21 protein-coding genes and 1 tRNA gene are annotated in these 22,931 nt (G+C 68.6%); 12 read left to right on the forward strand and 10 right to left on the reverse strand.

The genetic code is table 11. The features are described 5' to 3' along the window. The first annotated feature begins 51 nt into the window (after window positions 1-51). From BHU06_RS01085 to BHU06_RS01130, 12 genes are all read left to right on the forward strand, one after another. On the forward strand, window positions 52-3,012 hold the full coding sequence (locus BHU06_RS01085; protein WP_070397293.1) for a formate dehydrogenase subunit alpha: 2,961 nt from the start codon (window positions 52-54) through the stop codon (window positions 3,010-3,012). A 10-nt stretch (window positions 3,013-3,022) separates the two neighbouring features. Then, window positions 3,023-3,625: a formate dehydrogenase FDH3 subunit beta gene (gene fdh3B / locus BHU06_RS01090; protein WP_070397294.1), complete on the forward strand. Its 603-nt coding sequence runs from the start codon at window positions 3,023-3,025 to the stop codon at window positions 3,623-3,625. After that, entirely contained in the window at window positions 3,625-3,876 is a 252-nt protein-coding gene (locus tag BHU06_RS01095; protein WP_070397295.1) for a hypothetical protein, read from the forward strand. The genes fdh3B and BHU06_RS01095 overlap by 1 nt, the downstream gene beginning before the upstream one ends. An 11-nt stretch (window positions 3,877-3,887) precedes the next feature. Beyond that, window positions 3,888-5,087: a formate dehydrogenase subunit gamma gene (locus BHU06_RS01100; protein WP_070397296.1), complete on the forward strand. Its 1,200-nt coding sequence runs from the start codon at window positions 3,888-3,890 to the stop codon at window positions 5,085-5,087. Between the two features lie 21 nt (window positions 5,088-5,108). Next, window positions 5,109-5,495 (forward strand): hypothetical protein, encoded by a 387-nt coding sequence (locus BHU06_RS01105; protein WP_070397297.1) that lies wholly within the window; start codon window positions 5,109-5,111, stop codon window positions 5,493-5,495. Window positions 5,496-5,592: 97 nt separating this feature from the next. Beyond that, entirely contained in the window at window positions 5,593-6,450 is an 858-nt protein-coding gene (locus tag BHU06_RS01110) for a formate dehydrogenase accessory sulfurtransferase FdhD (protein ID WP_070397298.1), read from the forward strand. Window positions 6,451-6,713: 263 nt separating this feature from the next. After that, on the forward strand, window positions 6,714-7,007 hold the full coding sequence (locus BHU06_RS01115; protein WP_139146907.1) for a hypothetical protein: 294 nt from the start codon (window positions 6,714-6,716) through the stop codon (window positions 7,005-7,007). A gap of 65 nt (window positions 7,008-7,072) precedes the next feature. After that, window positions 7,073-7,486 carry a hypothetical protein gene (locus tag BHU06_RS22300; protein ID WP_139146908.1) on the forward strand — a complete coding sequence of 138 codons (414 nt, stop codon included), beginning with the start codon at window positions 7,073-7,075 and terminating at the stop codon, window positions 7,484-7,486. Beyond that, window positions 7,486-7,980 carry a hypothetical protein gene (locus BHU06_RS21955; protein ID WP_083292793.1) on the forward strand — a complete coding sequence of 165 codons (495 nt, stop codon included), beginning with the start codon at window positions 7,486-7,488 and terminating at the stop codon, window positions 7,978-7,980. Before BHU06_RS22300 ends, BHU06_RS21955 begins: the two co-directional genes overlap by 1 nt. Then, entirely contained in the window at window positions 7,980-8,273 is a 294-nt protein-coding gene (locus BHU06_RS01120; RefSeq protein ID WP_070397300.1) for a hypothetical protein, read from the forward strand. Before BHU06_RS21955 ends, BHU06_RS01120 begins: the two co-directional genes overlap by 1 nt. A 144-nt stretch (window positions 8,274-8,417) precedes the next feature. Beyond that, the gene (locus BHU06_RS01125; protein ID WP_083292795.1) at window positions 8,418-10,514 is read left to right on the forward strand and encodes a type I secretion system permease/ATPase; all 2,097 of its coding nucleotides are present in this window, start codon (window positions 8,418-8,420) and stop codon (window positions 10,512-10,514) included. Between the two features lie 10 nt (window positions 10,515-10,524). Further along, entirely contained in the window at window positions 10,525-11,952 is a 1,428-nt protein-coding gene (locus BHU06_RS01130; RefSeq protein ID WP_070397302.1) for an HlyD family type I secretion periplasmic adaptor subunit, read from the forward strand. Window positions 11,953-12,030: 78 nt separating this feature from the next. Here the strand turns inward: BHU06_RS01130 and mdoH are convergent, their stop codons facing one another. The 10 genes from mdoH to BHU06_RS01180 form a co-directional block, all read right to left on the reverse strand. Further along, window positions 12,031-13,989 (reverse strand): glucans biosynthesis glucosyltransferase MdoH, encoded by a 1,959-nt coding sequence (gene mdoH, locus BHU06_RS01135; RefSeq protein WP_175442773.1) that lies wholly within the window; start codon window positions 13,987-13,989, stop codon window positions 12,031-12,033. Beyond that, window positions 13,986-15,545: a glucan biosynthesis protein gene (locus BHU06_RS01140; RefSeq protein WP_083292797.1), complete on the reverse strand. Its 1,560-nt coding sequence runs from the start codon at window positions 15,543-15,545 to the stop codon at window positions 13,986-13,988. Before BHU06_RS01140 ends, mdoH begins: the two co-directional genes overlap by 4 nt. A gap of 191 nt (window positions 15,546-15,736) precedes the next feature. Continuing rightward, window positions 15,737-17,146 (reverse strand): sigma 54-interacting transcriptional regulator, encoded by a 1,410-nt coding sequence (locus BHU06_RS01145; RefSeq protein ID WP_070397304.1) that lies wholly within the window; start codon window positions 17,144-17,146, stop codon window positions 15,737-15,739. A 72-nt stretch (window positions 17,147-17,218) separates the two neighbouring features. Next, window positions 17,219-17,956, reverse strand: a complete 738-nt coding sequence (locus tag BHU06_RS22750) for a hypothetical protein (protein ID WP_070397305.1) — start codon at window positions 17,954-17,956, stop codon at window positions 17,219-17,221. Continuing rightward, window positions 17,946-19,364: an ATP-binding protein gene (locus BHU06_RS01155; protein WP_070397306.1), complete on the reverse strand. Its 1,419-nt coding sequence runs from the start codon at window positions 19,362-19,364 to the stop codon at window positions 17,946-17,948. The genes BHU06_RS22750 and BHU06_RS01155 overlap by 11 nt, the downstream gene beginning before the upstream one ends. A gap of 13 nt (window positions 19,365-19,377) precedes the next feature. Further along, window positions 19,378-20,811 carry a tRNA (N6-isopentenyl adenosine(37)-C2)-methylthiotransferase MiaB gene (gene miaB / locus BHU06_RS01160; RefSeq protein WP_239478170.1) on the reverse strand — a complete coding sequence of 478 codons (1,434 nt, stop codon included), beginning with the start codon at window positions 20,809-20,811 and terminating at the stop codon, window positions 19,378-19,380. 66 nt (window positions 20,812-20,877) lie between these two features. Further along, entirely contained in the window at window positions 20,878-21,345 is a 468-nt protein-coding gene (locus BHU06_RS22310; RefSeq protein ID WP_139146909.1) for a hypothetical protein, read from the reverse strand. A 58-nt stretch (window positions 21,346-21,403) separates the two neighbouring features. After that, window positions 21,404-21,964, reverse strand: coding sequence for a YaeQ family protein (locus BHU06_RS01170; RefSeq protein WP_070397307.1), 561 nt, complete (start codon window positions 21,962-21,964; stop codon window positions 21,404-21,406). A 62-nt stretch (window positions 21,965-22,026) separates the two neighbouring features. Further along, a tRNA-Met gene (locus BHU06_RS01175) sits at window positions 22,027-22,103 on the reverse strand. Window positions 22,104-22,137: 34 nt separating this feature from the next. Further along, window positions 22,138-22,920 (reverse strand): enoyl-CoA hydratase, encoded by a 783-nt coding sequence (locus BHU06_RS01180; protein ID WP_070397308.1) that lies wholly within the window; start codon window positions 22,918-22,920, stop codon window positions 22,138-22,140. Between the last annotated feature and the right edge of the window lie 11 nt (window positions 22,921-22,931).

Genomic DNA, 22,931 nt, shown 5'->3' on the forward strand with positions numbered 1-22,931 from the left:
GTCCGCCGCCCACTGCCCCACGGCATCCCGCGGCGCCCCAGGAGACACACCATGCTGCTGACCAAGAAATCCCCCTCCGCCGCCGGCCGTGGCACGCCGGCGCACGCCACCTTCGTGAACGCCTTGCAGCGCGGCCTGTCGTCCGCGCTGCCCACCATGGACCGCCGCGCCTTCCTGCGCCGCTCCGGTCTCGGGGTGGGCGTGGGCCTGGCCGCTTCGCAGCTCACCCTGGTGAAGAAGGCCCAGGCCGCCTCGGGCGGCTCGATCGACGGCACCGGCAAGATCGAGGTGCGCCGCACGGTGTGCACGCACTGCTCGGTGGGCTGCGCCAGCGACGCCATCGTGGAGAACGGCGTCTGGGTGCGGCAGGAGCCGGTGTTCGACTCGCCGATCAACCTGGGCGCGCACTGCGCCAAAGGCGCCTCGCTGCGCGAGCACGGCCACGGCGAATACCGCTTGCGCTACCCGATGAAGCTGGTCAACGGCAAGTACCAGCGCATCACCTGGGACGAGGCCTACGACGGCATCGTCAAGAAGATGAAGGCCCTGCGCGAGGCCAGCGGTCCGGACGCGGTGTACTTCGTCGGCTCGTCCAAGCACAGCAACGAGCAGGCCTACCTGATGCGCAAGTTCGTGAGCTTCTGGGGCACGAACAACTGCGACCACCAGGCGCGCATCTGCCACTCCACCACGGTGGCGGGCGTCGCGAACACCTGGGGCTATGGCGCGATGACCAACTCGTACAACGACATGCAGAACAGCAAGTGCGCGTTGTACATCGGCTCCAACGCGGCCGAGGCGCACCCGGTCTCGATGCTGCACATGCTGCATGCCAAGGAGAACGGCTGCAAGATGATCGTGGTCGACCCGCGCTTCACACGCACCGCGGCCAAGGCCGACGAGTACGTGCGCATCCGCTCGGGCACCGACATCCCCTTCCTCTTCGGTCTGCTGTACCACATCTTCAAGAACGGCTGGGAAGACAAGCGCTACATCAACGACCGTGTCTATGGCATGGAAGCGGTGAAGGCCGACGTGATGGCCAAGTGGACGCCCGACAAGGTGGAAGAGGCCTGCGGCGTCAAGGAAGAACAGATGGCGCGCGTGGCCGAGATGATGGCCAAGAACCGCCCGTCGACGCTGGTGTGGTGCATGGGCCAGACGCAGCACTCCATTGGCAACGCCATGGTGCGCGCCTCGTGCATCGTGCAACTGGCCCTGGGCAACATCGGCGTGAGCGGTGGTGGCGCGAACATCTTCCGTGGCCACGACAACGTGCAGGGCGCCACCGACGTGGGCCCCAACCCCGATTCGCTGCCGGGCTACTACGGCGTGGCGGCGGGCTCGTGGAAGCACTTCGCCAACGCCTGGGGCGTGGACTACGACTGGATCAAGTCGCAGTATGCCGAGGGCATGATGGAGAAGCCCGGCATCACCGTCTCGCGCTGGATCGATGGTGTGCTGGAGAAAAATGAGCTGATCGACCAGGGTCCGAACATCCGCGGCATGTTCTTCTGGGGCCACGCACCGAACTCGCAGACGCGCGGCCTGGAGATGAAGAAGGCCATGGACGCGCTGGACCTGCTGGTGGTGATCGACCCGTACCCCTCGGCCACCGCGTCGATGGCGGCGATGCCGAGCGACAAGATCAACCCCGAGCGCGAGGTCTACCTGTTGCCCGCGGCCACGCAGTTCGAGACCAGCGGCTCGTGCACCGCGTCCAACCGTTCCCTCCAGTGGCGCGAGAAGGTGATCGACCCGCTGTGGGAGAGCCGCAGCGACCACATGATCATGCATGAGCTGGCGCAGAAGCTGGGCTTCGCGGAGCAGCTCTCCAAGAACTACAAGATGCAGAAGATCAAGGGCCGCGAAGAGCCGATGCCCGAGGACATCCTGCGCGAAATCAACCGCTCGGTCTGGACCATCGGCTACACCGGCCAGAGCCCGGAGCGGCTGAAGGCCCACATGCGCCACATGGACGCCTTCGACGTGAAGACGCTCAAGGCCAAGGGCAAGGTGGTCGACAAGGAGACCGGCTATGACCTGTCGGGCGACTACTTCGGCCTGCCCTGGCCCTGCTTCGGCAACCCGGAGATCAAGCACCCCGGCTCGCCCAACCTGTACGACACCTCCAAGCACGTCATGGACGGCGGCGGCAACTTCCGCGCCAACTTCGGCGTGGAGCGCGATGGCGTGAACCTGCTGGCCGAGGACGGCTCGCATTCGCTGGGCGCCGAGATCACCACCGGCTACCCAGAGTTCGACCACGTGCTGCTCAAGAAGCTGGGCTGGTGGGACGACCTGAGCGCCGAGGAAAAGCAGAAGGCCGAAGGCAAGAACTGGAAAACCGATCCCTCGGGCGGCATCCAGCGCGTGTGCATGAAGCATGGCTGCCACCCCTTCGGCAACGCCAAGGCGCGCGCGGTGGTGTGGAACTTCCCGGACGCGATCCCGCAGCACCGCGAGCCCATCTACGGCACGCGCCCGGACCTCATCGCCAAGTACCCCAGCCACGACGACCAGAAGAACCGCTGGCGCCTGCCCATCCTCTACAAGTCGCTGCAGGCGAAGAACGTCGAGGACAAGCTGCCGGAGAAATTCCCGCTCATCATGTCCTCGGGCCGTCTGGTGGAGTACGAGGGCGGCGGCGAGGAGACGCGCTCCAACCCCTGGCTGGCCGAGCTGCAGCAGAACATGTTCGTCGAGATCAATCCGAAGGCGGCGACCGAGCGCGGCATCCGCCAGGGCGAGCAGGTCTGGGTGAGCACGCCCACCGGCGCGCGCATCAAGGTGATGGCGCTGGTGACCGAGCGCGTGGGCCCGGACACGGTGTGGCTGCCCTTCCACTTCTCGGGCCACTGGCAGGGCACCGACATGAAACCCTACTACCCCGATGGCGCTTTCCCCGTGGTGCGCGGCGAGGCGGTCAACACCGCCACCACCTACGGCTACGACATCGTGACGATGATGCAGGAAACCAAGACCACGATCTGCAACGTCGAGAAGGCTTGAGGAGAACACCATGGCACGAATGAAATTCATCTGTGACGCCGAGCGCTGCATCGAGTGCAACGGCTGCGTCACCGCCTGCAAGAACGAGCACGAGGTGCCCTGGGGCGTGAACCGCCGCCGCGTCATCACCCTCAACGACGGCGTGCCCGGCGAGAAGTCGATCTCGGTGGCCTGCATGCACTGCAGCGACGCGCCCTGCATGGCGGTCTGCCCGGTGAACTGCTTCTACCGCACCGACGAGGGGGTGGTGCTGCACGACAAGGACGTTTGCATCGGCTGCGGCTACTGCTCCTACGCCTGCCCCTTCGGCGCGCCGCAGTTCCCCTCGCAGGGCACCTTCGGCGTGCGCGGCAAGATGGACAAGTGCACTTTCTGCGCCGGCGGCCCCGAGGCCAACGGCAGTCAGGCCGAGTTCGAGAAGTACGGCCGCAACCGCCTGGCCGAAGGCAAGCTGCCGGCCTGCGCCGAGATGTGCTCCACCAAAGCCCTGCTGGCCGGCGACGGCGACACCGTGGCCGACATCTTCCGCACCCGCGTGATCACGCGCGGCAAGGGCGCGGAGGTGTGGGGCTGGGGCACGGCTTACGGCACCGCCGAAGGGAAAAAATCGTGATGAAACGCCTGACCCTCAGCTCTCTGGCGATGGTGGCCCTGCTGGGCCTGGCGGCCTGCGGCGAGAAGCCGCAGGAGATGAACGCCAACGGTGTAAAGCAGGACAACGCGGCCTACAGCGGCGTTGGACAAAGCCAGTACTCGCAACCGGGCTGGAAGGCCGGCGACAAGGGCAACTGGGAGCAGCAGCTCAAGGCGCGCGCCCAGTACGGCCAGAACGACTACGTGCGCATCGGCGCGCAGCAGAAGTAAAGGCGACGGCCATGCACAAGCAAGCAACCCCACGCTGGCGGGCCGGACTCGCGGCGCTGCTGCTGGGTCTGGGCGCGGTCTCGGCCTGGGCACAGGCGCCCAAGCCGGTGCCGGACGATCCCGCGCCGGCGAGCCAGCAGGCGGCGCCCGCGGGGCAGGGTGGCATCAAGAGCCAGAACATCTTCGATATCCGCCCCGACGCCGACACCGACCCGAACTACGCCGGCCAGAGCAACGCCGAGCGGCGCAAGGTGCAGCCCGGCAACAACGCGCCCATGTGGCACGACGTGAGCAAGGGCGTGACCGGCCAGACCATGCTGCCGTACCCCGAGTACGGCAACCTGATCCAGGGCTTCGTGCAGTACCCAGGCTCCAAGCTGACCACCGCCGGCGAGGCCTGGCGCCAGGTGCGCAACAACTGGATCATTCCCTATGGCGGCTCGCTGCTGCTGATCGTGCTGGTGGCGATTGCGCTGTTCTATTTCGCCAAGGGTTCGATCAAGCTGCACGGGCAGGAGACCGGTCGCAAGATCGAGCGCTTCACCTACTTCGAGCGCGCGGCGCACTGGGTCAACGCCATCGCCTTCGTCGCGCTGGCCGTCTCCGGCATCGTCATGGCCTTCGGCAAGTTCTTCCTGCTGCCCGTCATCGGCAGCACGCTGTTCGGCTGGCTCACCTACGCGCTGAAGAACCTGCACAACTTCGTCGGCCCGCTGTTCGCGGTGTCGCTGGTGGTGGTGATCTTCACCTTCATCAAGGACAACCTGCCCGCCAAGGGTGACCTGGTCTGGCTGCTCAAGGGCGGTGGCCTGCTCAGCGGCAAGGAAGTGCCCTCGCACCGCTTCAACGCGGGCGAGAAAGTGGTGTTCTGGGCTGGTGTGTTCTTCTTCGGCCTCGTCGTGGTGGGGTCCGGCCTGTTCCTGGACAAGCTGCTGCCGGCGGTGGAGTTCACGCGCGCCAACATGCAGGTGGCCCACATGATCCACGCCACGGCCGCGGCGCTGATGATGGCGCTGTTCCTGGGCCACATCTACCTGGGCACCATCGGCATGAAGGGCGCCTACAAGGCCATGAAGACCGGCTACGTGGACGAGACCTGGGCCAAGGAACACCACGCGCTGTGGTACGACGACATCAAGGCCGGCAAGATCCCCGCCCAGCGCACGGCGAACAAGCCCGAGGGCGCGTCCGGCCAGCCGGCGAAGGCCTGAGCGTTTCAGGAGACAGACCGCATGAGCATCCAGAAAATCGCCATCGCCGTGGGCCTGCTGGCCGCGGCCACCCTGGCCCAGGCCAAGCTGCCGGCACCGCCGCCGCCCACGCCCGAGGCCGCCGCCAAGGCCGACGAGGCCAAGGCCAAGGCCGCGTACAACACCAAGCTCGACGCCTACAAGCTGTGCAAGGCCATGGACAAGGCGGCGGCCAACTACTTCAAGACCACCGCAGGCGCGGGCAAGCAGCCCTCGGCGGGCGCGCCGGCCTGCACGGACCCGGGTCCCTTCTCCTACGTGCCGCCCAAGCCGGCCGAAGCGGCGGGCGCGCATTCGCCCGCGGCACCGGCGACCAGCCCGCCCAGCAACCAGGCGCCGGCCGGCGCGCCCACGCCCAAGAAGCCGTAAGCGCCGCGCGCCGCCGCCGGCCCCCATGCCCCCGCGCGGGGCAGCGCCAAAGGCCGCACCCCCGGGTGCCGGCCTTTTTCTTTAGTAGTCTCGCCCCATGCGCCTGCCCCAACTGACCGAGGCCCGTGCCCCGCTGACCGAGTCCATCGACGCGCTGGACGAGTTCGGCCAGCCCCGCGCCATCCACATCCCCGCCGAACGCGACCTGACGGTCTACGTCGACAAGCGCGAGCTGGTCACGCTCATGACCCTGGGCGCGCGGCCCGAGTGGCTCACGCTGGGCTACCTGCTCAACCAGCGGCTCATCGGCTCGGTGGACGACATACAGTCCATCACCGTCGACTGGGAGGTGAACGCCGCGAGCGTGAAAACCCGCCACGGCATCGCCCGCATCGAGGAGCGCACGGCCCGGCGGGTGGTGACCACCGGCTGCGGCCAGGGCAGCGTGTTCGGCGGGCTCATGGACGACCTGGACCGCATCCGGCTGCCCGAGGGGGTGCTGCGCCAGTCGCAGGTCTACGCCATCGTGGACGCGATCCGGGTGAAGGAGAGCACCTACAAATCGGCCGGCTCCGTGCACGCCTGCGCACTGTTCCGCGGCACCGAGCTGGCGCTGTTCGTGGAAGACGTGGGCCGCCACAACGCGGTGGACACCATCGCCGGCTGGCTGGCCCTTCAGGACGACGCGCCGCGCGCAGGCGGCGACACGCTCGACAAGGTCTTCTACACCACCGGCCGCCTGACCAGCGAGATGGTCATCAAGAGCGCCCAGATGGGCGTGGCGGCGGTGATCTCGCGCAGCGGCATCACGCAGATGGGCCTGCAGGTGGCGCGCCGCGTGGGCCTGTGCGCGGTGGGCCGGGCCACCAACAAGCACTTCCTGTGCTACGCCAACCCGCAGCGGCTGGTGTACGACGCGGTGCCGGCGGCGGCGCCGCAGCCCATGCGCGGCTGATCAGGCCGCGCGGCCCGATGGGCCACCTCGCGACTTACCACATGGACCAGGCCGCATACGGCGGCCTGTAGTCGCCTAACGGCGCGCGTATTGTCGGCCGCTGACTTGGCGAACTGATCCGCGAAGCCATGGGATGTGCAGTGGTGCCCGGCGCCTCACGGCAAACGACGATAGACGTATCAGATGCTGGACGTTACAAACCGACCACGTCCGGTGAAAGCCAACAGGCCTTTCAACCGCGACCGACAGGGAGGGGGAAACACATGAACGCATGGTGCGATGCCATGGCGCGTGTTGGCGCCGGCCGATTGATCGCGGGCGCTCAAAAGCCGATGGGTGAGTTCGGTGGCTGGGAAATGGCCTGGCGTGGGCTATGGCCCAACGGCTTGTCTTCGCTGGTGCTACCGGAGGTGGTGGATGAGGGAGGCCATCCGCTGGTGATCGGCGAGGGCGTACTCGCGTTGCCGCAGATGAACAGCTCGGGGATGGTGAGGAACCTGTGGGCAGCGATGAGCCTGTCGGGCACGCAGGTTGATGAGTTGGAGGCGGCGCTTTGAGGGCCCAACGCGCGTATGCGGAGCTATTCGAAAGTAATTCGAATGGAAATCTCAAGGAGAGAATAATGAGGAAATCAATTCAATTTGCCGTTATGGTGATTGTTTGTGCCATTTCGGCAGGGCAAGCAATGGCGGGCGAAGATAGAGCCTTCGAGGATGCGCGCTTGAAGCTGTGTAAAGAGTTGCGCGAAATGCTCGTGCAGAAGAACCAATGCTCTGGCGAGCAAGACTGCACCGCCCGACAACTACTGTTCTGCAGTCCGGCGAAAAGCGGGCTGAGCTTTCAATTGTGGGGTGTTCAGGACAAGGCCGCACATGCAGAGGCTATTGCCATCATTGGGCGTGAGTTCGCGCAGCAAGGCGGTCAAATGAATGCCAAACTTGTGGCGTATTCCAATGACAAGAAGACTTCGTTGGCCACATCATTCTGGGAAAAGAACAAGGTCATTCTGGAAGTTGATTTTCAAGGAGGAAAGTAATGTCCAGCATCGAACTGCGTGTGGATGTTGGTGGGGCAGATTGGATTCCTCACACCTTCATTGTAGTGACCGGGCCCGATGGTCTGGAGCGTGGTTATGGCTTTGCGCCAGCAGTCTCTGGACAACTGACCGGCGAGGGCAAGATATTTGATGACACTGCGCACGAGTATTCGTCTACGACAGGAAAAATCCCAATCGATGCTGAGGGGTGTCTGAGGCTGATGGAATATGTTGAGAAATCGACGAACAATCCGCCAGATTACTATCTTCCGTATGGTGCGCAATGTTCGAATTGGGCATTTCTCGCGCTGACGGAGGCAGGGATAGACGCGGCTGCGAGTCCGAACTTGGTGCCCGATTGGTTTTTGCGTGACGTTTTTGAGACCATTGTCTGGAACCCCTACACGCAATGGCTAAACATCGAGGTGAACAATCTGTTCAACTCCGCCCGCTCCGTCGTCCTGCACCCGAGGGGCCTGATCCGAAGAAATTGATGTTGAAAGAGGAGCACTTCGGTCGTGATGCCGAAGGGAAACTCGTTTCGAACATCCGGTGCACCAGGGTGCTAGGCGATATCAATCGATCCACCTGCACACAGGATTGGTCCAGCCCCAACAACCGCATCGAGCAGATGCAGTTGAGTGACGGCCAGAAGCTCCTGGCCGCGCAAGTCGACTCCCTGGTCAACGCCATGGCCGCCTTCGCCCCACCCGCCCCCGGTCAGATCGCCCTAACCCCCGAGCAGCAGACCGCGTTGTCCCCTGTGATCGCCGCGGGCTGGAACTGAGGAAACACCTCCTAGGGAGGAGCACAACATGTCTGACCCGACGCTGGACGCGCCGGATGCCTCGGGGCCTGCGCGCGCCGATGAGGCACCGCCATTGCCTCCAAGGCGCTCCGCCAGCGGGACAGTGGCATCGCCTGCCTGGTGATGATCGCCCGTCTGCACGGCGTGGCGGCGGACCCGGACCAGATCGCGCACGGGTTCGCTCACGACGGCCGGGCCCTGGACGTACCGGGCTTGCTGCTGGCGGCAAAGCAGCTCGGCCTCGTCGCCAAGCGCGTGCGAGTGGACCCGGCGCGGTTGGCCAAGACGCCGCTGCCGGCGATCGCGATCGGCTTGGAAGCCGTGGACGGTACGCCGGGCGGGGCCGACTTCTTCCTTCTCGCCCGCATCGACCAAGGTCGTGCGCTCATCCAGTCCCCTGGCGTCGGCCGCCCCGAGTCCCTCAGCCTCGACGCCCTGCAAGCCCAGTGGTCCGGCGAGCTCATCCTCTTCACTTCGCGCGCATCCATCGCCGGCGAGATGGCGAAGTTCGATTTCACCTGGTTCATCCCCGCCGTGGTGAAGTACCGCCGCCTGCTGCTGGAGGTGCTGGGCGTGAGCTTCGCTCTGCAGCTCTTCGCGCTCATCACGCCGCTGTTCTTCCAGGTGGTGATGGACAAGGTGCTGGTGCACCGTGGGTACACCACCTTGGACGTGATCGCCATCGCCTTCGCTGTGGTGGTGGTGTTCGAGGTGGTGCTGGGCGGCTTGCGCAGCTACGTGTTCGCACACACCACCAGCCGCATCGACGTGGAGTTGGGCGCTCGCCTGTTCCGCCACCTGCTGGGTCTGCCTTTGCAGTACTTCCAGGCCCGGCGCGTGGGCGATTCGGTGGCGCGCGTGCGCGAGCTGGAGAACATCCGCGCCTTCCTCACCGGCAACGCGCTCACGGTGGTGCTCGACCTGCTGTTCTCCGTCGTCTTCCTGGCGGTGATGGCGTACTACAGCGGTTGGCTCACGCTGATCGTGCTAGCCTCGCTGCCGTGTTACGTGCTGGTGACGGCGGTGTGCACGCCCATCCTGCGCGCGCGCCTGCACGAGAAGTTCAACCGCGGGGCGGAAAACCAGGCCTTTCTGGTGGAGACCATCAGCGGCATCGACACGGTCAAGGCCATGGCGGTGGAGCCGCAGTGGACGCGCCGCTGGGACCAGCAGCTCGCGGGCTACGTGTCCGCGAGTTTCCGAACGGCGACCATTGGCACCTTGGCCAACAGCGCGGTCACGTTGATCTCGAAGGCGGTGACGGTGCTCACGCTGTATTTCGGCGCGCGCTTCGTTATCGAGGGCGATCTGTCCGTGGGCCAACTGATCGCCTTCAACATGCTGGCGGGCCAGGTGGCGCAGCCGGTGATGCGCCTGGCCAATCTGTGGACGGACTTTCAGCAGACCGGGATTTCGGTGCAGCGGTTGGGCGACATCCTGAACACGCGCACCGAGGTGGCGGGCCAGAAGGCGGCGCTGCCGCCATTGGCCGGACGGGTCACGTTCGAAGGCGTGCATTTCCGCTACCGGCCGGACGGCCCCGAGGTGTTGAGCGACCTGTCGTTGGACATCGCGCCGGGCACGGTGGTGGGGGTGGTGGGGCGTTCGGGTTCGGGCAAGAGCACCCTGACCAAGCTGGTGCAGCGCTTGTACGCGCCCGAGCGCGGGCGGGTTCTGGTGGACGGCATCGACCTGCTGATGGCCGATGCGAGCTCCCTGCGCCGCCAGGTGGGCGTGGTGCTGCAGGAGAACGTGCTCTTCGCGCGCAGCGTGCGCGACAACATCGCCCTGGCCGACCCGGGCGCGCCGCTGGAGGCGGTGGTGCGCGCCGCTCGCCTGGCGGGGGCCCACGAGTTCATCGCCGAGCTTCCCGAGGGTTACGACACGATGGTGGGTGAGCACGGTTCCACCCTGTCCGGCGGGCAGCGGCAACGCATCGCCATCGCGCGCGCGCTCATGACCAATCCGCGCATCCTCATCCTGGATGAGGCCACGAGTGCGCTGGACTACGAGAGCGAGCGCATCGTGCAGCAGAACATGCAGCGCATCGCCCAGGGGCGCACGGTGATCATCGTGGCGCACCGGCTGAGCGCGGTGCGCGACGCGCACCGCATCGTGGTGATGGAGCGTGGCCGGATTGTGGAGTCGGCCACCCACGCGGAACTGCTGGCGCGGCCGGGCAGCCGCTACGGCCAGTTGTGGCGTCTGCAGCAGGCGTGAAAGGGCAGGCATGAAACTCCGTCTGCAATGGCAGGCCCTGCGCGACCTGCTGGGTCGCCACTGCGCCGCGTGGCGCCACGTCTGGGCGCAGCGCGCGGCGCTGGACGCACCGCCGCGCCCGGCGCACGAGACCCAGTTCCTGCCGGCCGCGCTGGCCTTGCAGGAAACCCCTGTCTCGCCCGCGCCGCGCCTGGCCATGGGGCTCATCGTGGCCTTCCTGCTGATCGCTCTGCTGTGGGCCACGTTCGGGCGCATCGACGTGGTGGCGGTGGGGCAAGGCAAGGTGGTGCCCAGCGACCGAACCAAAACCGTTCAACCCCTGGAAACCGCCATGGTGAAGGCCATCCACGTGCACGACGGGCAGTTCGTGCGCGCCGGCGAGGTGCTGATCGAGCTGGACCCCACGGCGCCCCTGGCCGACGCCGATCGGCTGGCGGCGGAGCACACGGCCGCGCTGTTGCAGCTCGTGCGCGGGCAAGCGCTGCTGACGGCATTGGACGGCTCCGGTGCGCCGAGCCTGCCGCTGCTGAAGGGGGTAGACGCCACCCGCCGCCAGGAAGCCGCCCGCTTGCTGCAAGGCCAGTACGCCGAGTACCAGACCCGCCGCGAACGGGTGGCCGCCGACACCGCGCGCCGCGAGGCCGAGTGGCGCGCCACGCAAGCCCTGGTGCGCAAGCTGGAGCAGACCTTGCCCATCGCCACCCAGCGCGCGCAGGACTACCGCAATTTGGTGGACCAGTCCTTCGTGTCCAACCACGGCTACCTGGAACAGGAGCAGGCGCGCATCGAGATGGAGGCCGACCTGGCCGCGCAGCGCAACCGCCTGCAGGAGATCGCGTCCTCGCTCGACGAGGCGCGCGCCCAGCAGCGCGCCCTGACGGCCGAGACGCGGCGCACCGCGTTGGACAGCATCGAGCAGGCCCAGCAGCGCCTGGACGCGCTGGCGCAGGAGCGCATCAAGGCCGATGCCCGGGGCCGGCTCACGCGGCTCACCTCGCCGGTGGACGGCACGGTGCAGCAGCTGGCGGTGCACACCGAGGGCGGTGTGGTCACACCCGCGCAGCCGCTGATGGTGGTCGTGCCGGCGGACCAGCCGCTGGAGGTGGAGGCCTTCTTCGAGAACAAGGACATCGGCTTTCTTCGCCAGGGCCAGGTGGCTGAGGTGAAGGTGGAGACGTTCCAGTTCACGAAGTACGGCACGCTGCACGCGGAGCTCGCCAGCGTCTCGCACGACGCCATCAGCGACGAGCAGCGGGGCCTGATCTACGCCAGCCGCGTGCGTCTGGCGCGCACCAGCCTGGACGTGGATGGCATGGAGGTGCGCTTGTCGCCGGGCATGGCCGTGACCGTGGAGGTCAAGACCGGCCGGCGCCGGGTGATCGAGTACTTCCTGGCGCCGCTGCTGCGGCACACCGACGAAAGCCTGCGCGAGCGCTGAGCCCGCGCCAAGAACGACAAGGGCCCTTTGCTGGCCCTTGTCGTTCAGGGGGTGCCGGGCCGAGTCGCCCGGTCCGCCTCAGGCCGCCTTCAACGCCAGCCGGCTCGCGTGCTTCCACGCGCGGCGCAGCACGGCGGGCGACCAGGATTCCTCGGGGATCAGCAGCACGCCGCGCGAGCGCATCCATTGGCCCAGGTCCACGTGGCTGGTGGCCACGGTGAGCGGGATGGCCAGCAGCAGCGGCAGGGCCACGGGGGCCAGCCACAGCAGCGCGGCGGCATTGAGCAGCGCCACGCCCGCGCCCATGAGGGCGATGACGGCGGTCATGGGCGCCAGGCGGCGGGCGGCATCGCCCCAGCTCACGCCACTGGCCTCCCGCGGGGGCGACTTCCACTCCAGCTTCAGGCCGGTGAGGGCCACCAGCACGAACAGCGAGTGCGCGAGCATGCGGATCGGCGCCTGCAGCACGGCCAGCAGGGTCTCGGCGACGGCGCTCAGCATGAGCGTGCCCGTGCCGCCGAACTGGCGCTGCTCGCGCTTGAGGAAGACGGCGATCAAGCCCAGCACGCGCGGCATGAAGAGCAGGCACAGCGTCCAGACCCACAGGCCGCGCAGCTCGGCCGGCAGGGCCTGCCAGTCGGGCAGCAGGGTGCTGTCGGCCACCCACAGGGCGGTGCCGATGGTGAGGAAGCCCAGCCACAGCGGCGCCGACAGGTAGGACATGGCGCCGATGGCGAACATGCTGCGGTGCACGCGGTGAATGCCGGGCTCGGCCATCAGGCGCGCGTTCTGCAGGTTGCCCTGGCACCAGCGGCGGTCGCGCTGCAGCTCGCTCAGCAGGTCGGGCGGCTGCTGCTCGTAGCTGCCCTGCAGGTCGGAGACCAGCCACACGTGGTAGCCGGCGCGGCGCATCAGCGCGGCCTCGACGAAGTCGTGCGACATGATGCCGCCCGACATGCCGCCGGTGCCCTTGATGGGGGCCAGCGCGCAGTGCTTCATGAAGGGCTCGACGCGGATGATGGCGTTGTGGCCCCAGTAGTGGGATTCACCGAGCTGCCAGAACTGCATGCCCAGCGTGAACAGGCGGCCGGTGACGCGCGAGGCGAACTGCTGCGAGCGCGCGTGCAGCGTGGCGTGGCCCACGGCCTGCGTGGCGGTCTGGATGATGCCGGCGCGCGGGTGCGCTTCCATCAGCTTGACCATATCGACCAGGCAGCGGCCGCTCATCACGCTGTCGGCGTCGAGCACCACCATGTAGCGGTAGTCCTTGCCCCAGCGGCGGCAGAAGTCGGCCACGTTGCCGGCCTTGCGGTGGCTGCGGCGCGTGCGCAGGCGGTAGTAGACCTCGATGGAGGGCAGGCCGCTGGTGGCGAGGGCGCTGCGCAGGTTTTCCCAGGCGGCGCGCTCGGCGCGCTGGATCTCGGGGTCGTAGCTGTCGGACAGCACGAAGACGTCGAACACCTTCGATTCGCCGGTGGCGGCGAGCGATTCGCAGGTGGCGCGCAGGCCCGCGAAGACGGTGGCCACGTCCTCGTTGCAGATGGGCATGATGATGGCGGTGCGCGCCTCGGGGTTCATGGCGTGGTCGCGCACCTCGGCCGCGCGCAGGGTGTGGCGGTCGCCGAAGATCGAGACCCAGAAGCCCATGAGCGCGGTGACGAAGCCGGTGAGCACCCAGGCCGAGAGCACCACGAACAGGGTGAGCTGCGCCACGCGCAGCAGGCCGTTGCCGCTGGCGGGCTGCAGTTCCCAGAACATCAGGCCGGCCATCAGCGTCCAGGCCAGGGTCAGGGCCACGAAGATCGCGCGGCGCCAGTTGGCGGCGTTCTGCCAGGGCTCCAGCGGCTCGCCGGCGCGCGCGGGCGCCTGGCCCTGGGCATAGGGCGGCAGCAGGCCGCTCGCCGTGCTGAGCAGCACGGTCCCGATGCTGTTCCAGAAGCCGCGCCAGGGGCGCGGCGCCATGGAGCCGCGGTTGATGGGGGGCGCGGTCACCGCGTTCGGGTGGCGCTCTTCTCGCAGCAGGCTGCGGGGGGTCATTCGGGCAGCAGAAGTTGCGTCCATGTTTCGCTCACGGTGTGTTGCTGGTGTTGCAGGAAGGCGCGCAGTTCGACCGGCTGGGTGGGGTCGATGCGCTCGACGCGCAGGCTCAGGCGCCAGGTGCGCGTGGCCGGGTTGGGGTAGGCGATGGCCTCGAGCACGCGGCCGTTGGCATTGGTGCTGACCTTGGGCTCGACGCTGGCGCCCGCGGGCAGGGCGTCCAGCGCGGGGCCGGCGAAGTCGAGCACGAACTTGGGCTGGGCGGCCTGCTCGGCGGCGCTGAGCTTGGTGTAGCCATAGCCGCGGCGGCTCTGCGTGACCCAGCTGGCGGGCGGGCGCTGCTGCTCGTCGCCTTGCCAGGACAGGTCGTAGCGCAGCTCCAGCGGCTGGCCGGCCACCAGCGGCTGCGCGGGCACCCAGTAGGCGACGATGTTGTCGTGCGTCTCGTCGGGCGTGGGCAGCTGCACCAGCTCCACGCGGCCCGGGCCCCAGTCGCCCACGGGCTGCACCCAGGCGCTGGGGCGGCGCTCGTAGCGGGCCTCCACGTCTTCGTAGCTGGCGAAGCGGCGGTCGCGCTGCATCAGGCCGAAGCCGCGCGGGTTGCTGGTGGTGAAGGAGCTCACGGCAATGGCTTTGGGCCGCTGCAGCGGGCGCCACATCCACTCGCCCTCGCCGGTGACCAGCATCAGGCCGTCCGAGTCGTGCACTTCGGGGCGGAAGTCGCCGGGCAGGGGCTGGTTCTCGCCCGACAGGAACATGCTGGTGAGCGGCGCGATGCCCAGGGTGTTGACCGGCGCGGCGCCTTCGCGCGCGAACAGGCGCAGGCGCACGTTCATGGTGGTGGTGAACCCGGGGCGGATGACGAACTCGTAGGCGCCGGTCACGCGCGGCGATTCGAGCAGGGCCATCACCGTCACCTCGCGCGCGTCGGCGCTGGGGCGGCGCAGCCAGAACTCGCTGAAGCGCGGGAACTCCTCGCCGCTGCCGCCCACGGTGTCGATGGCCAGGCCGCGCGCCGACAGGCCATAGCCCTGTTGCGCGCCGAGGGCGCGGAAGTAGCTCGCGCCGAGGAAGACGGCCAGCTCGTCCTTGTAGGCGAGGTTGTTGAGCGGGTAGTGCAGGCGCAGGCCGGCGTGGCCCAGGTCGCCCCAGCCGCTGGTGTCGAAGCCGTTCTTGCCGAAATGGAAGTCTTGCGCGCGGTAGGGCAGGGCGCGCACCTGGCCGTCGGGGGCGACTTCGTGGATGCGCACCGGCTGGGTCTGGTACAGGCCCAGGTGGAAGTACTGCACCTCGAAGGGCAGGTTCAGGTCACGCCAGGTGGAGCGCTCGGTGCGGAAGCGGATGTCGCGCAGCTGGTCGTAGGTGATGTCGGCCAGGGCCGGAGGCAGCTTGTCGCCGCTTTCGCGCCAGGGCTCGGCGGCGCGCGTCTGGGCGAGGTGGGAGAGCTGCTCCCAGCTCAGGGCCCGGGCCGGCGAGGACACCAGCGCCAGCGCGGCCAGCAGGCCGCCCAGGCGCCAGCGCAGGGCCGGCAGGGGAAGGGAAAAAACCAAAGGCATGCCCCCTTGAGGGCAAGGCCTGTGCCAGTTGGGAAAAAGCCTTTTAAATCAACGGCCTGGAACAGGCTGAAGGGGCCCGTCGGCCACACAGGGCGTCGACACTAGGGTAAACCCGCGTTTTTTGTCGCCGACCGGCGACATGGGGTGGGGGGTGACCAAAAATTCTGAACGAAATCAACGATCTTTTTGTGTCACGTATCGGCGACAGCCTCGTCACCCGCGGCCTCGGGGGCGCCGGAGCCGTCGCTCTTGAACAGGCCCGGGGTGAGCGCGTGCTTCTGCAACAGGCGATAGAACTCCGTGCGGTTGCGCTGGGCCAGGCGGGCCGCGTCGGCGACATTGCCGTCGGTCATCTTGAGCAGGTCGACCAGGTAGGCGCGCTCGAAGCGCTGGCGCGCCTCGGCGAAGCTCAGCACCTCCATGGTGGGCGTGCGCAGCGCGCGCTGCACCAGCGCCAGCGGCACCAGCGGCGTGGTGGACAGGGCGCAGACCTGCTCGACCACGTTGTAGAGCTGGCGCACGTTGCCGGGCCAGGTGGCCATGGTCAGGGCCTTGAGCGCCTCGGGCGCAAAGCCCGAGCTGCGCTTGCCGTACTTGGCCGCCAGCTTGGAGAGGAAGTGATTGGCCAGCAGCGGGATGTCCTCGCGCCGCTCGGCCAGCGTGGGCAGGGTGAGCGTGACCACGTTGAGGCGGTAGTACAGGTCCTCGCGGAACTGCCCCTCGGCCATGGCGACCTCCAGGTCGCGGTGCGTGGCCGAGACGATGCGCACGTCCACCGGCACCGACTGGCTGGAGCCCAGCGGGCGCACGGCGCGCTCCTGCAGCACGCGCAGCAGCTTGACCTGCAGGGCGGGTGGCATGTCGCCGATCTCGTCGAGCAGCAGGGTGCCGCCGTCGGCGGCCTGGAACAGGCCCTTGTGGTTGGCCACCGCGTCGGTGAAGGCGCCCTTGACGTGGCCGAACAGCTCGGACTCGAGCAGGGCCTCCGGGATGGCGCCGCAGTTGACCGCCACGAAGGGCTTGCCGGCGCGCGCGCTGGCCTTGTGGATGGCGCGCGCCAGCATCTCCTTGCCGGTGCCCGAGTCGCCGCGCAGCAGCACGCTGGCGTCGCTCTGCGCGACCATGCGCGCCTCGGCCAGCAGGTCGTCCATGCGGTTGGAGCGGCTGACGATGTCGCTGCGCCAGGCCTCGTCGGCGCGCCGCGAGGGGCCGGCGGGCGTGCTCAGCGCCAGGGCCTGGGCGATCTTGTCGAGCAGTTCCTTGGCCTCGTAGGGCTTGGTGAGGTAGCCGAACACGCCGCGCGCGGTGGCCTCCACCGCGTCGGGAATGGTGCCGTGCGCGGTGAGCAGGATGACCGGCAGCGAGGGGTGGCGCGAGCGCACCTCGGCGAACAGGGCCAGGCCGTCGCGCCCGGGCAGGCGCACGTCGGACAGCACCAGCTGCGGGCGCTCGATTTCCAGCTGGGCCAGCGCGGCCTCGGCCGAGCCGACCGCCGTGACCTGGTAGCCGGCCGCGCCCAGGCGCATGGACAGCAGGCGCAGCATGTCGGGGTCGTCGTCGACGACCAGGATGCGGGATCGGTGGTGGGGGACGTCGCTCATGGGATGGCCTTCGCGCAACGCGCTGCGGTGTGAGCCCCGTCGGGCGGCCGTGCGCTACTCATGGTGGCTTTCTCAGGGCGCGCGCGGCGCGGGGGCCGCGGGCGCCGGCGGGCGGTTGTTGATGCTGCGCTCGATGGCGCGCATGGCCTCGAGCCGCTCGTTGAGCTGGTCGATGCGGCGCTGCTGCTCGCGCAGTTGCGCGTTCTGCTTGTCCAGGGTCTCTTCGATCTTGCGGTGTTCGAGCAGGCGCTGCGCCAGCAGGCGCGCCAGGGGCTTGAGCGGCGCGCTGTCGGGCGCGGCGCTGTTGGCCACGCGCTGCGCGAGGCCCAGGGCGCGCGCGGTCTCCACTGGCTGGTTCAGGTGCATCAGCGCCAGGGCGAGCTGCAGCTGGCGTTCGGGCGCGCCGCCGGGGTCACCGATGGCGGCGATCTCCAGGCTCAGTTCGGCCGGGCTGAGGCCGCGCACGCGGTCGGCGTAGCGCAGCAGCCGGGCGGCGGCCTCGCCCTCGGTCGCGCTGGCCGGCGCCGGCTGCACCAGGGACGGTGCCAGCGGGGCTGGGGCTGCGGCGGCGGCCACGGGCGCGGCGGCGGGCGGATGAGCCTGCTGGGCCGCCTGGGGCGCAGCGGTGCTCACTGGCGCCGGCGCCGCCTGGGGCGCGCTCCTGGCGGCGGGCGGGGCGGGCGCCGGCGACGGCGGCAGCGGGGTGGTGGCGCAGGCGCTCAGGGCGCAGGTGGCCAGCCAGAGCCCGACCCGGGTGCGGGAGGGATCGAAGCGGGCGGGCGCCGTGGGGCGCGCGGGTTCATGTGGCATGGGGCAACTCGATGCGGAAGTGGGCGCCGGCGGGGCTGTCAAGCAGCTCGACACGGCCGCCGTGGGCGACGATGTACTCATGGACGATGGACAGGCCGATGCCGGTGCCGCGCACCGCGCCATCGGGCTGGCGTTCTCCGCGATAAAAAGGCTCGAAGATGCGGTCGCGGTCGGCCTCGGCCACGCCGGGCCCCTGGTCGACGATGTCGATGCTCACGCGCCCCGGCAGGCCCAGCAACACCAGGCGGATGGTGCCATCCTGCGGCGAAAAGCGAATGGCGTTGAGCAGCAGATTGCCGATGGCCGAGGCCATCTTCTCGCGGTCGACCTGCAGCCAGACCGGATCGCCCTCGACGCGCACCTGCAGGCCGTGCGCCTGCCAGTGCAGGCGCTGTTCTTCCACCAGGTCGTCGAGCAGGGCGCGCAGGTCGGTGCGCTCGCGCCTGAGCTGGCGGGCCTCGAAGGCCACGGCGTTGAAGCGCAGCAGTGCCTCGATCTGGGTCTGCAGCACCTGGGTGTTGTGCTGCAGGATGTTGACCACCTCGGCCTGGTCGGGGTTGAGCGCGCCGGCCACGCCGTCGCCCAGCACCGAGACCCCCTCGCGCAGCGAGGCCAGCGGCGTCTTCAGCTCGTGCGAGATGTGGCGCAGGAAGCGCGCCTTGTCGGCGTCGAGTTCGGTCAGTCGTAGGCGCAGCCAGTCGAGCTGCTGGCCGACGCGGCGCACGTCGCTCGGGCCGACGATGTCGATCGGCTGGTCGAGCCGGTTCTCGCCCAGGGAGACGATGGCGCGCTCCAGCCGCTTGAAAGGCTTGGCCAGCCACACGCCAAAGCCCAGGGCCATGCCGGCGGCCAGCAGGATGGCGCCGGTGACGACCTGCGTGAGCTGCTCCTGGCTGCGTTGGAAGCCAGCCTGCAGCGCGGCGTTGCGCGCGGCGATGATGGACTGCACTTTCTGCGCGATGGCCGCGCTGTGGCCGTCGAGCTCGCGGAAGGCGCGCGCCACGTCGCGTTCGCGGTCCAGCGCGGTTTCGGGCGGGCCGTCGAGCAGTTCGGCCACGGCCTGCATCTGTTCGCGCCAGTTCTGCGCGAACTCGGGCGGCAGCTCGTTGTCCTGCAGGCGCTGCAGGATGTCGCGCGCGTCGCTGGCGGCCTCGCCGAAACGCTGGCGCAGCTGGCTGTCGCGCAGCACCAGCGACTGGCGCGCCGCGCGCTCCATGGTGAGGCTGCGCTCGGACAGCGACTGCGCCGCCGTGGACAGGGCGATGGCCTGGGCCGTGCCCTCGCGGCTCTGCCCGAGCAGGGTCTCCAGCGAGAACAGCGTGCGCACCGCCGCGCCGCCGAGCAGCGCGCCGATCAGCAGGAAGGCGACCAGCAGCAGCTGTTGAAACGAGAGCGAGGAGGGCCGCACGAGCGAAGGGGATTCAGTCCAGGGACACCGCGGAGCCGGCTTCGCCGGGCCGCAGGTGTTGCCCCCTTGAGGGGGTGGCGCGAAGCGCCGCGGGGGTGTTCATCGCCACCTCGCCGCGCAAGGAGTGCGGCAGGGCCTGGGTGATGCGCACGTCGATCATCTGGCCGACCAGGCGCGCGCCGTTCGGGCCGCCGTCGAAGTTGACGATGCGGTTGCACTCGGTGCGGCCCATGAGCTCGGCCGCGCCGCCGGGACCGGGGCGGCGCGCGGCGCCTTCGACCAGGATGCGCTGCACGGTGCCCTCGCGGCTGGCGCTGATGCGCCGCACATGGGCCTCGATGGTGGCCTGCAGGTGCTGCAGGCGCTTGAGCTTCACCTCGTGCGGCGTATCGTCGGGCAGGTTGGCCGCGGGCGTGCCGGGGCGCGGGCTGAAGATGAAGGAGAAGCTGCTGTCGAAGCCCACGTCCTCGATCAGCTTCATCATCTTGTTGAAGTCGTCCTCGGTCTCGCCGGGGAAGCCGACGATGAAGTCGCTGCTCATGGAGATGTCGGGCCGGATCGCCCGCAGCTTGCGGATCGTGCTCTTGTATTCCATGGCGGTGTAGCCGCGCTTCATGGCCATGAGGATGCGGTCGCTGCCGTGCTGCACCGGCAGGTGCAGGTGGCTCACGAGCTGCGGGACACGCGCGTAGACGTCGATCAGGCGCTGCGTGAACTCGTTCGGGTGGCTGGTGGTGTAGCGGATGCGCTCGATGCCGGGGATATCGGCCACGTACTCGATGAGCAGGGCGAAGTCGGCGATCTCGCTGGTGCCGCCCATGGCGCCACGGTAGGCGTTGACGTTCTGGCCCAGCAGCGTCACCTCCTTCACGCCCTGGTCGGCCAGGCCGGCGATCTCCACCAGCACGTCGTCGAAGGGACGGCTCACCTCCTCGCCGCGCGTGTAGGGCACCACGCAGTAGCTGCAGTATTTGGAGCAGCCCTCCATGATGGAGACGAAGGCCGAGGCGCCGTCGACCTTGGCGGGCGGCAGGTGGTCGAACTTCTCGATCTCGGGGAAGCTGATGTCCACCTGCGGGCGCGCCTGCTTCTGGCGCTGCGCCAGCAGCTCGGGCAGGCGGTGCAGGGTCTGCGGGCCGAACACCACGTCGACGAAGGGCGCGCGCTGGATGATGGCGTCGCCTTCCTGGCTGGCCACGCAGCCGCCCACGCCAATGAGCACGCCCTTTTGCTTGAGGTGCTTCACGCGGCCGAGGTCGGAGAACACCTTTTCCTGCGCCTTCTCGCGCACCGAGCAGGTGTTGAAGAGGATGAGGTCGGCCTGCTCGGGGTCGTCGGTGGGCTCGTAGCCCTCGGCGGCGCCCAGCACGTCGGCCATCTTGTCCGAGTCGTACTCGTTCATCTGGCACCCGAAAGTCTTGATGAACACCTTTTTCTGTTGGCTCATGGCAAAGCTCCTGCGGGCGCGAAGCGCCCGTTGCGCCCCATGGCGGGGCACGCATTCAATGGGGGATCAGCGGGTGGCGGGCAGGGTGGCCGGCTGGGCCGCGCCCTGCTGCGATTCGAAGCTGAAGTTGCGCTCCACACCCAGGGTGCGGCGGCGCTCCTTCTTCTCGGCCTCGCTCAGGATCCAGACCTGCGTGATCTGGCCTTGGCGGTCCATCAGGTAGTTGACCGTGAGTTCGCGGTTCACCAGCGAGGCCGAGCGCAGGTTGCGGTTGCTTTCGTCGAGGATGCGCGCGCCGGGCGTGAGCCGGGTGACCCGGTCGTCCATCTCGACGTGGGGCGGCAGCTTGACGGTCAGGGTGCCGCGCAGGGCTTCCTTGGGGAAGCTGCGCACGCCGACCTGCGCGCCGGGCGCGGGGGCCGGCAGGACCGTGGTGGTCGTGGTGCTGGTGGTGGAGGCTTCGGACTGCGCTTGCGCGGCGCCCGCCAGGGCCAGCGAGGTCCCGATCGCCAGGGAGGTGAGACAGCGGTTCATGGTGTTGATCCAGAGGCTGAACGAAGTCGGCGATTGTCTCACGCGTGCGTTGCCGGGCTCACCGCCAGCGCACGGGCTCCAGGCTCACGCTGCCGCGCTCGCCGCTGAGCGTGAGCACGCCCTCGAGCACCGTGGCCTGCAGCTGCATGCTGCGCTCGGCCAGCGCCCCCAGCGCGGGCGCCGCGTCGGCCGGCAGGCGCCAGACCTGCAGCTTGTCCAGCCGCGTCAGCTTGTTCTCGATGCCGCGCCACCAGACCTCGGCCGCGGGGCCGAAGGCGTAGACGCGCACCGCGTCGGCCTGGCTGCAGGCCTTGGCCAGCGGCTTGTCCTCGGGCTGGCCGACCTCCACCCACAGGCGCTTGCGGCCGGTGAAGTCGGTCAGGTGCAGGTCGGGGTCGTCCGGGTCCGACAGGCCGGCGCCGAAGGCCAGGGTGCCGTCGCCGCCGCAGATGTCCACCAGCTCGTGCGCGTTCAGCGCCAGCGCGGCCAGGCGGACCATCATGCGCTCGTCGGTCTCGCTGGGGTGGCGGGCCAGGGTGAGGGCGTGGTCGGCGTAGTGGCCGTGATCGATGTCGGCGATCTGCAGGTGCGCCTTGAAAACGGTGGACTTGAGGGCCATGGCGGATCGGGCGGCGGGAATGAAAAAGGCGGGTCCCGTTGCCGGAACCCGCCTCGCTGGTCTGGTGGCGATAGGTGGACTTGAACCACCGACATCAGCATTATGAATGCTGCGCTCTAACCAACTGAGCTATATCGCCGAAGCCGCGCATTATAGCCCAAGCCGCGACGGCCTCAGGCGCCCTTGAAATCGGGTTTTCGCTTTTCCACGAAGGCCGCCATGCCTTCTTTCTGGTCGCGGGTGGCGAACATGGCGTGGAACAGGCGGCGCTCGAACATCACGCCGTCGGACAGCGAGCCCTCGAAGGCGCGGTTGACCGATTCCTTGGCCGCCAGCACGCTGGGCAGCGAGAAGCCGCAGATGATGAGCGCCGCGCCCAGGGCCTCGTCCATGAGCTTGTCGAGCGGCACCACACGGCTGACCAGCCCGGCGCGCTCGGCCTCGGTGGCGTCCATCATGCGGCCGGTGAGCACCAGGTCCATGGCCTTGGACTTGCCCACGGCGCGCGGCAGGCGCTGCGTGCCGCCCGCGCCGGGGATGATGCCCAGCTTGATCTCGGGCTGGCCGAACTTGGCGTTGTCGGCGGCGATGATGAAGTCGCACATCATCGCCAGTTCGCAGCCGCCGCCCAGGGCGAAGCCGCTGACGGCGGCGATGACGGGCTTGCGCACCGAGCGGATCTGCTCCCAGTTGCGGGTGATGTAGTCGCCCTTGTAGACGTCGGCGAAGTCGTACGTGGCCATGGCGCCGATGTCGGCGCCGGCGGCGAAGGCCTTCTCGCTGCCGGTGACGATCATGCAGCCGATGTCCGGGTCGGCATCGAAGGCCTTGAGCGCGGCGCCCAGCTCGTCCATGAGCTGGTCGTTCAGCGCGTTGAGCTGCTTGGGCCGGTTCAGCGCGACGATGCCGACGCGCCCTTCGGTGCGCACGGTGATGCATTCGGGGGTGGTGCTCATGGGTCTCCTCG

The organism is Hydrogenophaga sp. PML113 (assembly GCF_001777155.1).
Classification (GTDB): Bacteria; Pseudomonadota; Gammaproteobacteria; order Burkholderiales; family Burkholderiaceae_C; genus Hydrogenophaga; species Hydrogenophaga borbori.